Raw genomic sequence first — 13,915 nt, forward strand, 5'->3', positions numbered from 1 at the left:
AGGAGGCAGGATGACGGAGGCGGAGGAATCAGCGCTGGAGCACGTGCGTGACCTGGAGGCGGGATCGACCGCGGCGGCCGCGTTGGACTTCTTCGATTCGCTGCCTCCGGTGCAGGTCGAGGACGTGCTGGGGTCGTGGCACGGGTCGGAGGTACCCACCGGGAACCCGCTGGACGGACTGCTGGGGGCGTTCGGCTGGCACGGCAAGCGGTTCGACGGTGTCGACGAGGCGCATCCCCTGGTGATGCGGCATCCGTCCGGTCGGCTGTTCAGCCTCAACCCCGCGTTCGTCCCGGCTCCGCTGCTGGTGCGCCGGGTCGAGTTGCTGCGCGATCCGCGGATCGCCGGGGCGCTGCGCCGGATCGCCCCCGCGCTGCGCACGCGGTCACCGCGAGCGCGGCTGCGCAGCACCGTCCACCGCGGGGTGGCCACGGCGACCATGTGCTACGACGCGCTGCCCATCCACGACGCCTTCCGCCAGGTGTCGGCGGACACCCTGCTCGGTGCGATGGACTTGCGCGGCCTGCCGGCGCCGTTCCTGTTCGTACTCCGCCGCGAGAGCGCAACCGACTGACCGCAGCTGCCCCGGCGTCACGGTCGCGCGCCTAGCTCCGGGTGCGCGACCGGGACAGCAGCCAGCCGGCCCAGTCGGCCACACCGTCGCCGCGAGTGGCCGAGATCTGCCGGATCTCCAGGTTGGGGTTGACCTCACGCGCGTCGGCGGTGAACCGGGCGACGTCGAAGTCCACGTGCGGCAGCAGGTCGATCTTGTTGAGCAGCACCATGTCCGCGCAACGGAACATGTGCGGGTACTTGAGCGGTTTGTCGGCGCCCTCGGTGACCGACATGATGACCACCTTGGCGAGTTCCCCCAGGTCGAACAGCGCGGGGCACACCAGGTTTCCGACGTTCTCCACCAGGACCACCGAATCGCGCGGCGGTGCCAGCTCGCGCAGCGCCCCGGCCAGCATCGCCGCGTCCAGGTGGCACCCGGCTCCGGTGTTGACCTGCACCGCGCGGCACCCGGTTGCCCGGATCCGGTCGGCGTCGAACGGCGTCTCCTGATCCCCCTCCACGACCGAGATCGGGATCTCGCCCGCGGCCGCGATGGTGCGTTCGAGCAGCGTGGTCTTTCCCGAGCCCGGCGAGCTCATCAGGTTGATGGCGGTGATCCCGTTGTCCGCCAACCAATCCCGGTTGTACCGGGCCAGTTCGTCGTTCTTGGCGAGCACGTCCTGTTCCAGCAGCACGGTGCGCGGTTCCACCCACCAGGTCTGCCCGGCCGACCCGTCGCTACCGTGCCCGTGGCCCGGGCCGTGGCCGTGGCCATGACCGTGGCCGTGGTCCTGCTCGTGCTCGTGGTCGAGCTCCAGGTCCACCCCGTCGACCCGGGGTCCGGTGCCACCGCATCCGCACGTCGCGCACATCTCAGATCACCTCGACCGATTTGATCCGCAGCTGGGTTCCGCCGAGCAACTCCACATCCGCGCTCCCGCAGGAGCACAGCACCACCGGACCGGCGGTTTCGAACCGGGAAGCGCAGCTGCTGCAGCGGGCGACGCCCTCCGGTTCCTCGATGTCCAACCTGGCTCCGTGCATGGTCGTGTCCTCGGCGACCAGGTCGAAGCAGAACCGCACCGCGTCCGGCAGCACCCCGGAGAGCCTGCCGATCTCCAATTGGAGGCTGGCGATCCGGGTCTCGCCCATGCGTTCGCACACCCCGTCCACGATGTTGCGGGTGATGGCGAGCTCGTGCACGTCCGTTCCTCCTGCGCCTGTCGTGCGGGGCTGCGGCGCCGCTCCCCGAGCAAGCCCTATTCGGTCTGCGGGTCCGTGGAACCGCGGCCCAGCATCTCCAGGCCGGACAGCGCCTCGCCCGCGCGGTGCGCATCCACCTTCTCCAGCGCGAATCCCATGTGGATGAGCACCCAGTCACCGGGTTCGAGCACCCCGGGATCGAGCAGTCCGATGTTCACTGTCCGGTTCGCCCCCGAGACGTCGGCGATGGCGAGCTGGTCGTTGTCCGCGACCAGCTCCACCACCTGTCCGGGAATTCCCAAACACATAACGATTCCCCGCTCACATGCGGCGAATGCGCAGGTACCGCTTGATGTCCGGGGTCGAGTTGAATGCGACCAGCACCGCGGTGCACAGCCCCGCCACCGCCAGCAATGTCGTGATGATGCCGACCTTGCGCATGCGACTTGCTCCTCCCTTGAAATCACCCGGGCGTTCCGGGCGTGTCCTGTTCCGTGCCCGGCACGGGAACCACGTCCCACGTCCCGACCAGGTCCCGGATCACGTCGACGGCCTCGCCGGCGGATTTCCGGACCACATCGGACAGACCGATCCCCTCGCCGGTGTCCTGCGGTTCGCAGCCCACGACGACCGTGCGCGGCAGGGTCCCGCCAAGCTTCGGGACGTTGGCCAGCACCGCCGCCGGATGCATCCCGTGCGCATCGATGCCCGCGCCGTCCGGCAGGTCGTGCTCGCCGATCTGCAGCACGTGCAGCGCCCCGGGACCGCGGTCGCCGGGCAGCGCATCGGCCAGCACGAGCCCCGCGCACCCGTCGAGCAGGTCGTAGGCCAGGTGCAACCCGCGGATCCCGTAGTCGGACACCACCACGTGCGCCGGCAGATCGACGCGGCCGAGCCTGCAGGCGACCTCGCAGCCGAACCCGTCGTCGCCGAGGAAGATGTTGCCGATGCCCGCGACGAGCACCCGCCCGGTCACGGGTGGCCGTCCGGGACGGGCACGACTTCCTCCGGGCCGAAGTAGAGGTACCTGCCGTACCAGCGGTGCAGTTCGCCGGCCGGATCCGCGTCGAGCACCACGGCCAGATGCGTCGCACCGTCCACGTCCTGGTAGACCCCGGTCACGGTCGCCTGCTGCTCCGCGAAGAACAGGTCCTGCGCGTCGGCGCGACGTCCGGGGCGCAACACCACCGACGAACCGGCCGCGATGCGCACCCCGTCCACCTGCACCGCATCGGTCGCGGGATCGACCGCGGCATCGGTACCGGGATCCCACCACGGTTTCGGCATTGCGAACGTCGGCACCTCGTCGACGATCTCGCCGCCGGTCCCGTGCATCCGCGCCAGCTGCTCGGGAACCAGCTCGTCGCAGCGGTCGACGATCTCGGCGGCGCGCGGATCGGTGGCCCGCGCCTCGCGCTTCTCGTCCTCGGTCATCGTCATCACCCGCAGGGACAGCAGCTCGTCGATCTCGGTGGCGTCGAACAGGTCTCCGGTGCTCTGCTCGGCCACTTCCGGGAAGTCGTAGAGGATGATCGGCGCGGCCAGCAGGGTCCGCGGCTGCTCGCGGTCGCCCACCAACACCGGCCACAGCCGGTCGCTGCGGCATGCCGCCGCAGCCTCCCGCGCCGACTCCGGCGGATCCACGGTGGACACGAAGCTGCCGTCTCCAAGCGTGAGCACCAGGTGCGCGCTCAGCAGCGAACCCGCCTGCGGTGCGCCCCCGTACCGCGTGGTGTTCGCCAACCTGACCTGCAGGCGCAGCACCCCGCCGGCTTCGCGGGAGCACGCCAGGTGCAGCACGGCCGTCAACGGTTCGCGGTGCCGGAGCGCCCGGCCGACCACCGCACCGCCGTGCTCCAGCGGTTCCACCTCATCGCCCCCGGCGGCCCGGACGGGCAGCTGCACCGGCCCCTCCAGCAACCGCCCCACCGGGCACCGGCCCGCGTCGATCTCCCGGTCCACGGCCTCGTCCCAGCTCAACCAGGTCATGTCGCCGCAGGTCAACGCGGGAACCGGCTGGTAGCCGCCCGCGTCGGCGCGCTCGATGCTGCGCGTCTGCAGCTGGAGGAACCGCACCTGCACGCCTAGCACCGCGTCCCGGTCAGCGCTGAGCAGGCAATCGGTACCGGCGGTCGGCGCTTCCGCATCGCCGTCCGCCGGTCCGAGGACGCCGAACTGCCAGCGCACCTGGTTCTTCGCCGCCGAAGCCCGGTAGGGGTAGAGCAGGTATCCCTCGTAGAGCACCGCGTCGGCCACCGCCCGCGCGTGGTCGAGCCCGGTCATGCCCGCTCCTCCGCCGCGTCCAGCAGTGCCCGGCACACCTGGTCGAAATCGCCGAGCCCGCGGCGGCTCTTGAACCGGTGCATCTCGCCCAACGTCTCGTGGTCCAGGCGCAGCCACCCGCTGGCCGGGAAATGCCGCTGCACCAGCTCCCGCCAGACCGACACCGGCATGTCGTGCGGCACGTCGTGTTCCCAGGAGATCCGCTCGACGCTGAACCCGGTGCCACCGCGGGTGAACACGGTGCCGCCGAACCCGAAGGACAGCGGCACGGTGCCCTCGCGCAGGGCGTGCAGGTAGCGGGAGGCGGCGACCTCGAAGTCGTAGGTCACCGCGATCGGCAGCTGCACCTCGGTGCTGTCCCGGAAGCCGGGCACGGTCGTCGAGCACTGCGTCCACAGGAACGGGCGCAGCGTGCGGCCCCACCTGCTCGGATCGCCGAACATGTCGACCAGCGCCTGCTGCTCGCCCGGTCGGTAATCCCGGCGCTGCGCATCGATGCGCAGCTGCGCGTGCAGCGCCACCGCGTGCACCCGCTCCCCGGTGCGCTCACCGATCCGCACCCGCGCCTGCAGGATCGGGGACGCGGCGAACTCCTCGGCCGCGATGCCGAGCACCTCGAATTCCAGCTGCGTCACGCCCGCACCCCGCCGTCCCCCGCGGCCGGGACCTCGCGGCTGCGCCCGCGCAACCCGGTGAAGAACCGCTCGATCCCCGCGCGCACCTCGCTACCGCCGTCGAACCCGCGCCACTGCGCGCGCAGCACGCCGACCAGCTCATAACAGGTGTCCACCGGGACCAGGAAGCACTCGAAGTCCTCCGGTTCGCCGGGCTCCGCGCGCTGCGCCGTGCCCGCCGCGATGAGCACCGCCTCCACGTCGGGTTCGGCCACGGCGAGCTCGGGATTGGCCGCGCGCACCGCTTCCCAGGCCTGCTCCGGCACCTCGGCCTCGGTCGCCCCGGCCGGCCCGGGGTAGAACGCGGCGGTGCTGCCGGTGCGCGAGTTGTGGAAGAAGAACGCCAGTCCCACCGGGACCCGCAACTCATCCCACTGCTGCGGGCTCAGCCGCGCGCCGGTGAACCGCAGGTGCCGCTCGGGAACCGCGCGGTAGCGCCCCGCCGCGGCGCCGTCGGTGACGAACAGGTAGGAGCACGGCCGGCAGGTACACAGCAGCCGGCGCGACTCCAGGTCGACGACGTGCGCGTGCCGTTCACCGATCCCCTCGACGCACATCTCGCAGCGCGGTCCGGACACCGGCTGCCGCTCGGTGCGCCGCGCCCGGTGCAGCGCATCGAACCTCCGCCCCGCCGGCGGGCTCACGCGTGCACCGCCGCCGGGACCGCGACCTCGATCGCGCCGTCCTGTTCCAGCAGCGGCAGCGGCTCCAGCCGTTCCGGGTGATCCACGCCGGTCCCGGCGGACCGCACGTCGTACCCGGCGCGGCAGTGCGGACACACCAGCACGCCCGCGTCCGCGCGCAGCTGACCGGCCCCCAGGTCCCCGGCGCACCGCGCGCATTCGTCGCGGTAGGCGTAGCTGTTGGCCGCCACCCGGCACACCACCACCGGAACACCGGCCACCGACACCGCCCGCACCTGACCGGGCTCCACCCCGGCCAGGTCCAGCTCCTGCCACACGACCCCGGACGCCCGCTCACCGGACCTGGCTCGCTGCAGCAGGGATTCGGCGGAGATCAGCGCACCGTCGTCGGCCGAACCGTCATCGCATTCGATGCTCTCGATCTCCGGGGCCGCGGCCTCGACCGCCGCCTGCACCGCGAGTTCCAGTGTGGCCGCCGAGGACGCGCAGCCCTGGCAGTTGCCGAGCAACCGCAGCCGCACCGCATCGTCGCCGACGATCTCGACGAGTTCGACATCGCCGCCGTGCGAAGCCAGGTACGGGCGGACCTGCTGCAGCGCGCGCTCGACCCGGGTGGGCAGGTCGTGCGGGTGCAGGTCGTGCACGAGCAACAGGCCGGACACGAGCTCGTCAGCGGCGAAGCGCTCCAGCAGCTCGTCGGTGAGCAGCTGCTGCTCGTCGACGAGCTCCAGGACGCGGCGCAGCCCGTCGCCGTGCAGGTCGGTCACCAGGCGCACCAGCTCCTCGGCCCGCTCGCGGGCCACCGGTCCGCCCGCGGCGAACGCGGACAGCAGCTGGTCGATCCGTTCGGACGTCGGGTCGGTGCTCATTGCTCCGGATCGCCTCCGCTCGGCGAGTGCAGCCGGTCCAGGGACTTCCCGCCGCCGAGGTACATGTGCACCCCGCAGGGCAGGCAGGGGTCGAAACTGCGCACGGTGCGCATGATGTCGATGCCCTTGAAGTTCTCCCGGGAGTTCTCCTCGAACAGCGGTTGCCCCTCGACCGCGTCCTCGTAGGGGCCGGGCGTGCCGTAGTGGTCACGTGGGCTGGCGTTCCACGGCGTGGGCGGATACGGGTGGTAGTTCGCGATCTTGCCGTCCTGGATCACCATGTGGTGCGAGAGGACGCCGCGCACCGCCTCGGTGAAGCCGCACCCGACACCTTCGTCCGGGACCTCGAACTTCTCCCAGGTGCGGGTGTTGCCCGCGTGGATCTCGGCCAGCGCCTTCTCCGCGAAGTGCAGCGCAGCGGCCGCCGCGTAGGCCTGGAAGTAGGTGCGCGCCCGGTTGCGCTCCAACGTGTTGCTCCAGCGCGGGATCTTCCACTCCAGCTCGACCTCGGGTTTGAGCCCGGTCTTGGGCAGCCGGATGCGCACGCCCGAGCCGGTGGCCTTGAGGTGCTCGGTCTCGACCTTGCCCGCCAGCGCGGTCGTCCACAGCCTCGCGAGGGGTCCTCCCCCGGTGTCCAGCGGCAGGTGCTGCTCACCGTCGAACCAGCGCGGCGACATCACCCAGCTGTACTTGTCCTCCAGGTCGCGCGGCTGCGGATGCGGATTGGTGTGCTGGTTCCACGGGTGCCGCGCATCGACGGGATTGCCCAGCGGATCCCGCTCGACGAACTTGCCCTGGTCGGTCCAGTCGTCGTAGTAGGAGCTGCCGAGCAGGATCCGGATGCCCAGGTTGATGTCCACCAGGCTCGTGGTGACCAGCTCGCCGTCCACCACCACGCCCGGGGTGACGAACATCCGGTTCCCCCAGGACTCCATGTCCTGGTAGGAGAAGTTGCACGCCTCCGGGTCCTGGAACGATCCCCAGCAACCGAGCAGGACGCGCCGGTTGCCCACGTGCTCGTAGCCCGGCAGCGCCTCGTAGAAGAAGTCGAACAGGTCGTCGTGCATCGGCACGGCCTTCTTCATGAACTCGACGTAGCGCATCAGCCGCGACATGTAGTCGGTCATCAGCTGGACGGTGGCATCGGTACCGACACCGCCCGGGTACAGCGTGGACGGATGTACGTGCCTGCCTTCCATGAGGCAGAACATCTCGCGCGTCGACCGGCTGACCTGCAGTGCCTCCCGATAGTACTCACCGGAGAACGGGTTGAGCGCCCGCATGATGTCGGCGATCGTGCGGTACCCGTGCGCGGCGGAGTTCGGCGCCTGGGTGTTCTCGGCCTTGGCCAGCACACCGGGATTGGTCTCGGCGACCATGCGTTCGCAGTAGTCGACGCCGACCAGGTTCTCCTGAAAGATGTTGTGGTCGAACATGTACTCGGCGGCTTCGCCGAGGTTGACGATCCACTCGCCGATGTGCGGCGGCTTGACCCCGTAGGCCATGTTCTGCGCGTAGCAGGAGCACGTGGCGTGGTTGTCCCCGCAGATGCCGCAGATGCGGCTGGTGATGAAGTGCGCGTCGCGCGGGTCCTTGTCCTTCATGAAGATGCTGTACCCGCGGAAGATCGACGAGGTGCTCTTGCACTCAGCCACCGTGTTGTTGGCGAAATCGATCTTCGTGTAGATCCCGAGGCTGCCGACGATCCGGGTGATCGGATCCCAGTTCATGTCGACGAGATTGCTCTTACCGCTCGGCTTGGCCGCCGAGCTCTGCGGCTTCGTGGTCATCCGTACCTCTCGGCGACGTGGTGGGCGCGGTTCGGGTCGTTCAGCGGGCCGGTTGGTATCCGGTGGTGCGGCGCGTTCCCCGGTGCCGCCACTTGGGCTCCTTGTCCAGCGTCTTGCCGGTGATCCTGCGCAACGACCGCATCGTCGCGCCGTAGGGCCGCACCGCGGTGGTTGACAACTTGCCGCCGGGTGGCTCGTCCATGAAGGGCATGAACTTGTCCGGGAAACCGGGCATCGTGCAACCGATGCAGATCCCACCCACGTTGGGGCATCCGCCGATCCCGGACATCCAGCCGCGCTTGGGAACGTTGCACTGCACGACCGGACCCCAGCAGCCGATCTTGACCAGGCACTTCTCCGAGCCGTACTCCTCAGCGAACTCGGCCTGCTCGTAGTACCCGGCGCGATCGCAGCCTTCGTGCACGGTTTTGCCGAACAGCCAGGTCGGCCGCAGCTTGTCGTCGAGCGGGATCATCGGCGCCTGGCCCGACGCCTGGTACAGCAGGTAGGTCAGCGTCTCGGAGAGGTTGTCCGGCTGGATCGGGCAGCCCGGAACGCACACCACGGGCAGACCGGCCTTCGACTTCCACTCCCACCCGAGGTAGTCCGGAAGGCCCATCGCTCCGGTCGGATTCCCTTCCATGGCGTGGATTCCGCCGTAGGTGGCGCAGGTTCCCGCCGCGATGATGCCCAGTGCCTTGGGCGCCAGTCGGTCGATCCACTCGTTGGTCGTGATCGGCTGACCGGTGTGCGGGTCGTTGCCGAACCCGCACCAGTACCCGTCGCCGCTGAAGTTCTCGTTCGGGATCGACCCCTCGACGACCAGGACGAACGGTTCCAGTTCCCCTCGGTCGGCTTTGCGGAACCATTCGAGGAAGTCGTCCGCGCCGCCCTCGGAACCGCACTCGAAGTCGATCAGCGGCCAGTGGACCGCGACGTTGGGCAGTCCGGGCAGCGCCCCGAGGGCGATCTCCTCGATGCTGGGCTGCATCGCGGCGGTGAGCGCGACCGAATCGCCGTCGCAGCTCAATCCCGCATTGATCCACAGCAGGTGGATCGTCGTTTCGTCGTCGGGCGCCTGGGTGTCCGCGGGCATGGTCCCACCACCTGGTCGTCGATGTCCCCTCGTGGACGCCGATCGCCGTGCGCTGGACGTTCGTCCGGGCATCTGGGCGGTCGCGTCGGGTACCGCGAGATTAGGTTCCGGGTGTGCCGACCGCAACTGCGGGAGAACCGCCCCCGATCACGAAACCGGCGACGTTTTCACACTTTGCGGTTCGCGAGCACCAATTGCTGGGCGGTCCGGCCGCGCAGCTGCGCCACCTGCCGCTGCGTCAGCCGATCGCAGATCCAGTCCCAGTGCATCGCCACGTGATCACCCGGTCTGACCCGGACGTGTCCGGCTGGAAGCCGCGGGTGCTCGGTGCGCTCGACGCCCAACGTGAGGCGCCGCCCGTCCCAGTGCAGCCCGCGCGACCGCACCGCTGCCCGGTCCTCGGCGACCTCGGTGACGACACCCCAGCGGATGCGGCATTGATCCAAAATGGACAGAGCGTGTGCACCCGCGCCCCGCTCCAGCAACCGGGCCCACGGGTAGACCTCGAACACGTGGAAGCCGTGGTGCGCGCGGGCCGGGGCGTCCGCGCCGCCGGGACCCGCCAGACCCGCCATCCGGGCGCCGTACTCGTTGCGGAACCGGCGGGTGACCGCCCGGGAGAACTCGTTGCCGTCCAGCCGCTCCAGCAGCGGACTGCCCAGCCAGTACGCCTCCACCACCCGCTCGTCGAGCGGGTCGGCGTGCCCGGTCCCGGCGGCCAGCGTCTCCAGATAGCACCACGCCCCGTCGAACTGCTCGGCGATCTCGCGCAGCTGCACCTCGTCGGACGCCCGCAGCAGCGCCCCCGGGTCCGGGGGACCGCAGTAGCCGAGCTCGTTCGGCGGATAGGCGTACCGCACGAACATGGCAGCACCGCTGTGCACCCGGATCATCCTCCTGGAACGCTCCGCGCGGAGCCCCGTCCCGCACTCGGGGTTCCGCGCGGAGCTGTCGATGTGCGGACTCAGCAGATCCGCGGCAGGTGCTCGCCCACCGGGAGGTCCACCACACGCGTGGCACCGAGACCGGTCCGGGCGACCATCGCACCTGGGTGGTCCGGCACGCACCGCCCGATGACCCCCGCGTGCGTCCCGAGCTCGTGCGCGCGCATCGCCTGCAGCACCCGGTCGGCGTCCTCCTCGGCGACGACGGCGACCAGCTTCCCCTCGTTGGCGACGAACATCGGGTCCAGACCGAGCAGCCCGCACGCGTCGCGCACACCGGCCGGGACCGGGATCGCGCCCTCGTCCACGGCGATACCCACCCCCGAGCCCTGCGCGATCTCGTTGATCGAAGCGGCCAGCCCGCCCCGAGTAGGATCGCGCAGCACCCGGACGTCCGCTCCGGTGGCCAGCACATCGGCGACCAGCCCGTTCAGCGGTGCCGTGTCGCTGCGCACCGCCGTGCCGAACTCGACGCCCTCCCGGCTGCTCAGCACCGCGATCCCGTGCAGGCCGATCTCCCCGGACACCAGCACGACATCGCCGGGCCGCGCCCGGTCCGGACGGATGTGCACGCCCTCGGCCACCGTCCCGATTCCCGCGGTGTTGACGAAGATGCCGTCCCCGCTCCCGGAATCGACCACCTTCGTGTCCCCGGTGACCAGCTGGACCCCGGCACGTTCGGCCGCCGCACCCATGCTCCGCGCGACGCGGCTCAGCTCGGACAGCGGTGTGCCTTCCTCGACGATGAAGGCCGTGGACAGGAACTGCGGACGTGCCCCGGACATGGCCAAGTCGTTGACCGTGCCGTTGACCGCGAGGTCACCGATGTCCCCACCGGGGAAGAACACGGGCTTGACGACGTAGGAGTCCGTGGACAGCGCCACCCGACCGCCCGCGACGGGCAGCACCGCCGAATCCCCGAGATCGTTGGCTGCCGCCGCGCCGAATCCCGGTAGGAACAGGTGCTGCACGAGATCCGCGGACAGCGCACCGCCCGCACCGTGCCCCAACACGATGTTCGGCGAATCCCGCAGCGGGGCGGGGCAGGTCCACCCGTCGGCGTCGATCGTCGCGCGCTCGATCACGTCTTCGCTCATCGCTGCGCACCTGCCAGGTCCAGCCGGCGGTACTGGAAATATGCGGCGCAGGCGCCTTCGGAGGACACCATGGTCGCACCGAGCGGGTTGCGCGGCGTGCACTCCAGGCCGAACGCCGGGCACTCGTGCGGTTTGATCAGCCCCTGCAGCACTTCACCGGAACGGCACACCGCCGATTCGTCGGTCCGGATCCCGTCGACGTCGAATCGGTGCTCGGCGTCGAACTCGCGGTACGCCTCGGCGAGCCGCCACCCGCTCTGCGGGATCGTCCCGATACCCCGCCAGGCGCGGTCGGCAGGCTCGAAGACGTCCTGCAGCATCTCCCGCGCCGCCGGGTTTCCCTCCGCGGGAACGGCCCGGGGGTAGGCGTTCTCCAGCTCGTGGCGCCCGCCCTCCAGCTGCAGCACCGTGCGGCGGATGCCTTCCAGGATGTCCAGCGGCTCGAATCCGGTGACCACGATCGGAACCCGGTAGCGCTCGGCGAGATCCGGGTACTCCCGGGTGCCCATCACGCTGCACACGTGCCCGGCCGCGAGGAAGCCCTGCACCCGGCAGGTCGGCGACTCCATGATGGCGGCGACCGCAGGCGGGACCAGCACGTGCGACACCAGCAGCGAGAAGTTCCGGATGCCGAGCTTGCGGGCCTGGTACACGGTCATCGCGTTCGCCGGAGCGGTCGTCTCGAACCCGATCCCGAAGAACACGACTTCCTTGTCCGGGTTCTGCTTGGCGATCTCCAACGCGTCCAGCGGCGAGTAGACCAGCCGGACGTCGCCACCGCGGCTCTTGATTCGAAACAGGTCCTCGGCGCTGCCCGGAACCCGCAGCATGTCGCCGAACGAGCAGAACACGACGTCGTCGCGCGCGGCGATCGCCAACGCCTTGTCGATGACTTCCAGCGGCGTGACGCACACCGGGCATCCCGGACCGTGGATCATCTCGATCCCGTCGGGGAGCAGCTGGTCGATGCCGTGCCGGATGATCGAATGCGTCTGCCCGCCGCAGACTTCCATGATCGCCCAGGAATGCTCGGTCACCTGGTGGATCTGGTCCAGCAGCCGCCGGGCGAGGTCGGGGTCGGAGAACTCGTCGAGATACTTCATCAGCGCCTCGGTTCCTCGATACCGGCCTGCCGAGCGGCCTGGGCCATCTGGTCGCCGAACTCCTCCTCCAGCAGACCGAGGTTCTCGAAGTTGGCCAGCGTTTCGCGGGCCGACTCCTCGTCCAGCTGCTGGATGGCGAATCCGACGTGCACGATGACGTAGTCGCCCACGGCAACGTCCGGGACGTACTGCAGGCAGACCTCCTTGCGGACCCCGCCGAAGTCGACCTCGGCCATGGGAGCGCCGTCCGCGTCGTGCGTGGTCACGACCTTCCCGGGTACTGCGAGGCACATGCTGCCTCCTCGGTTCGGCAAGCCGCGCGGGGTGGTTCTCCCCGCTGTGGTGGGTGGTTCAGTTCGCCGGCGCGCAGGACGTGCGCGTTGACCGCCGGAACGGTGAGGGCGGTGCGAGCACGGTGGCCGCTCACACGGTGGATCGGTGCGCTGCCGCCGGGTGCACGTTCGGCGGATCGCCGGTGCGCGGTAGTGCCACGACGCCGGGGAGCGCCGCGCAGCGCCCTCGCGATGCATCTGTACCACGCGCTGATCGTCGCTGCCCGACGTCGACGGCCCGCGGTCATCCGTTCGCATGGTCGAGCGGATCCGCTCCGCTCCGGCGGTGCACGCGGGATGCGGCCGCTCGACGCGGCTGCCCGTGCCGCGGCCGGATCGGCACGACCGCGGCACGGTGACCAGCTCTCGTCGTCGCGGTCCACCCGCTCGGCGAGGCCCACGCGGATCCGCGCCCAGCGCTCCGCACCCGACCGGTGATGACGACACGACGGTGTCCGGGTGCTCCGCGCAACCGGGGGCAGTGGGTCACTGGGCGGTGAAACCGCCGTCCACCACCAGTTCCGAACCCGTGGTGAACGCCGCCTCGTCGGAAGCGAGGTACAGCACCGCATGGGCGACCTCGTCCGGTTCGCCCTGCCGCGCGATGGGGTTCCCGGACACCAGCTTCCGGTAGTACTGCTCGCTGCCGATTCCGCTGCGCGCTGCGGAATCCCTGCTCATCCGGGTGTTCATCGACCCCGGGTGCACCGAGTTCACCCGCACGCCGCGAGGTCCGTAGGTGACCGCGTCTGCCTTGCTGAGCAGTCGTACCGCCCCCTTGGCGGCGTGGTAGAGCGGGACGTTCGATCCGCCGGTGAGACCGTGGATCGACGAGAAGTTGACGACGCTGGCGCGCCCGCTGCGGATCAGGTGCGGCATGGCGCACTTCGTCACCAGCCAGGTCCCCTTCACGTTGACGTCGAAGACGGCATCGAAGTCGTCCTCGTCGGCCAGGTGCGAGGGACCCGCTTTGCCGAGCACGCCGGCCGCGTTGACGAGCACGTCCACTCCGCCGAATGCGGCGGCCACTTCCTCGACGACCCGGTGCACCTCCGCACCTTCGGTCACGTCGACCTGCCAATGGTGCAGCCCGTCCGCGGGAGCCGAACCACCGGGCGGCACGGTGTCCAGGCACGCCACCTCGGCACCGTGCCGGGCCAGCAAGGCGGCGCACGGACCGCCCAGGTCCCCGGACGCACCGGTGACGATCGCCTTCTTCCCGGCCACACGTCTCGATTCGCCGCGTCCTGCCATCGATTCCTCCCGGTCCCTCAGCACTGCGCACCACAGTGGACGGACGATCGGATCACTACCGCCGTCCGTTG

At 70.2% G+C, this 13,915-nt stretch carries 17 protein-coding genes; 1 reads left to right on the forward strand and 16 read right to left on the reverse strand.

Going from position 1 to position 13,915, the window contains the following annotated elements:
* Nucleotides 1-10 precede the first annotated feature (10 nt).
* The gene (locus IQ251_RS16330) at nucleotides 11-574 is read left to right on the forward strand and encodes a DUF4334 domain-containing protein (protein WP_193929459.1); all 564 of its coding nucleotides are present in this window, start codon (nucleotides 11-13) and stop codon (nucleotides 572-574) included.
* Between the two features lie 31 nt (nucleotides 575-605).
* Here IQ251_RS16330 and hypB read toward each other — a convergent pair whose 3' ends face one another.
* The 16 genes from hypB to IQ251_RS16400 form a co-directional block, all read right to left on the reverse strand.
* Nucleotides 606-1,427, reverse strand: coding sequence for a hydrogenase nickel incorporation protein HypB (hypB, locus tag IQ251_RS16335; RefSeq protein ID WP_193929460.1), 822 nt, complete (start codon nucleotides 1,425-1,427; stop codon nucleotides 606-608).
* A 1-nt stretch (nucleotide 1,428) separates the two neighbouring features.
* Nucleotides 1,429-1,758, reverse strand: a complete 330-nt coding sequence (locus IQ251_RS16340) for a hydrogenase maturation nickel metallochaperone HypA/HybF (RefSeq protein ID WP_193929461.1) — start codon at nucleotides 1,756-1,758, stop codon at nucleotides 1,429-1,431.
* A 56-nt stretch (nucleotides 1,759-1,814) separates the two neighbouring features.
* Nucleotides 1,815-2,066, reverse strand: a complete 252-nt coding sequence (locus tag IQ251_RS16345; RefSeq protein ID WP_193929462.1) for a HypC/HybG/HupF family hydrogenase formation chaperone — start codon at nucleotides 2,064-2,066, stop codon at nucleotides 1,815-1,817.
* Nucleotides 2,067-2,079: 13 nt separating this feature from the next.
* A complete protein-coding gene (locus IQ251_RS20375) occupies nucleotides 2,080-2,199 on the reverse strand; it encodes a DUF6893 family small protein (RefSeq protein ID WP_441007488.1) in 120 nt (39 codons plus the stop codon).
* 22 nt (nucleotides 2,200-2,221) lie between these two features.
* Entirely contained in the window at nucleotides 2,222-2,734 is a 513-nt protein-coding gene (locus IQ251_RS19830; RefSeq protein WP_370591449.1) for a hydrogenase maturation protease, read from the reverse strand.
* A complete protein-coding gene (locus IQ251_RS19835; protein WP_228047182.1) occupies nucleotides 2,731-4,041 on the reverse strand; it encodes a hypothetical protein in 1,311 nt (436 codons plus the stop codon). The genes IQ251_RS19830 and IQ251_RS19835 overlap by 4 nt, the downstream gene beginning before the upstream one ends.
* Entirely contained in the window at nucleotides 4,038-4,676 is a 639-nt protein-coding gene (locus tag IQ251_RS16355) for a DUF6084 family protein (RefSeq protein WP_193929463.1), read from the reverse strand. Before IQ251_RS16355 ends, IQ251_RS19835 begins: the two co-directional genes overlap by 4 nt.
* Nucleotides 4,673-5,359 carry a DUF5947 family protein gene (locus tag IQ251_RS16360; protein WP_370591450.1) on the reverse strand — a complete coding sequence of 229 codons (687 nt, stop codon included), beginning with the start codon at nucleotides 5,357-5,359 and terminating at the stop codon, nucleotides 4,673-4,675. The genes IQ251_RS16355 and IQ251_RS16360 overlap by 4 nt, the downstream gene beginning before the upstream one ends.
* Nucleotides 5,356-6,228, reverse strand: a complete 873-nt coding sequence (locus IQ251_RS16365) for a NifU family protein (protein WP_193929464.1) — start codon at nucleotides 6,226-6,228, stop codon at nucleotides 5,356-5,358. Before IQ251_RS16365 ends, IQ251_RS16360 begins: the two co-directional genes overlap by 4 nt.
* On the reverse strand, nucleotides 6,225-8,018 hold the full coding sequence (locus tag IQ251_RS16370; RefSeq protein WP_193929465.1) for a nickel-dependent hydrogenase large subunit: 1,794 nt from the start codon (nucleotides 8,016-8,018) through the stop codon (nucleotides 6,225-6,227). The genes IQ251_RS16365 and IQ251_RS16370 overlap by 4 nt, the downstream gene beginning before the upstream one ends.
* A gap of 40 nt (nucleotides 8,019-8,058) precedes the next feature.
* Nucleotides 8,059-9,114, reverse strand: a complete 1,056-nt coding sequence (locus IQ251_RS16375) for an NADH-quinone oxidoreductase subunit B family protein (protein WP_193929466.1) — start codon at nucleotides 9,112-9,114, stop codon at nucleotides 8,059-8,061.
* A gap of 167 nt (nucleotides 9,115-9,281) precedes the next feature.
* Nucleotides 9,282-9,998 carry a DUF6390 family protein gene (locus IQ251_RS16380; protein ID WP_370591451.1) on the reverse strand — a complete coding sequence of 239 codons (717 nt, stop codon included), beginning with the start codon at nucleotides 9,996-9,998 and terminating at the stop codon, nucleotides 9,282-9,284.
* A gap of 80 nt (nucleotides 9,999-10,078) precedes the next feature.
* Nucleotides 10,079-11,155 carry a hydrogenase expression/formation protein HypE gene (hypE, locus tag IQ251_RS16385; protein ID WP_193929468.1) on the reverse strand — a complete coding sequence of 359 codons (1,077 nt, stop codon included), beginning with the start codon at nucleotides 11,153-11,155 and terminating at the stop codon, nucleotides 10,079-10,081.
* Complete coding sequence (gene hypD / locus IQ251_RS16390; protein ID WP_193929469.1) at nucleotides 11,152-12,258, reverse strand: hydrogenase formation protein HypD; 1,107 nt, start codon at nucleotides 12,256-12,258, stop codon at nucleotides 11,152-11,154. Before hypD ends, hypE begins: the two co-directional genes overlap by 4 nt.
* Complete coding sequence (locus tag IQ251_RS16395) at nucleotides 12,258-12,551, reverse strand: HypC/HybG/HupF family hydrogenase formation chaperone (RefSeq protein ID WP_193929470.1); 294 nt, start codon at nucleotides 12,549-12,551, stop codon at nucleotides 12,258-12,260. Before IQ251_RS16395 ends, hypD begins: the two co-directional genes overlap by 1 nt.
* 525 nt (nucleotides 12,552-13,076) lie before the next feature.
* Complete coding sequence (locus tag IQ251_RS16400) at nucleotides 13,077-13,844, reverse strand: SDR family NAD(P)-dependent oxidoreductase (RefSeq protein WP_193929471.1); 768 nt, start codon at nucleotides 13,842-13,844, stop codon at nucleotides 13,077-13,079.
* Nucleotides 13,845-13,915: the final 71 nt, after the last annotated feature.

It is taken from the genome of Saccharopolyspora montiporae (assembly GCF_015209505.1).
Taxonomy (GTDB): domain Bacteria; phylum Actinomycetota; class Actinomycetes; order Mycobacteriales; family Pseudonocardiaceae; genus Saccharopolyspora; species Saccharopolyspora montiporae.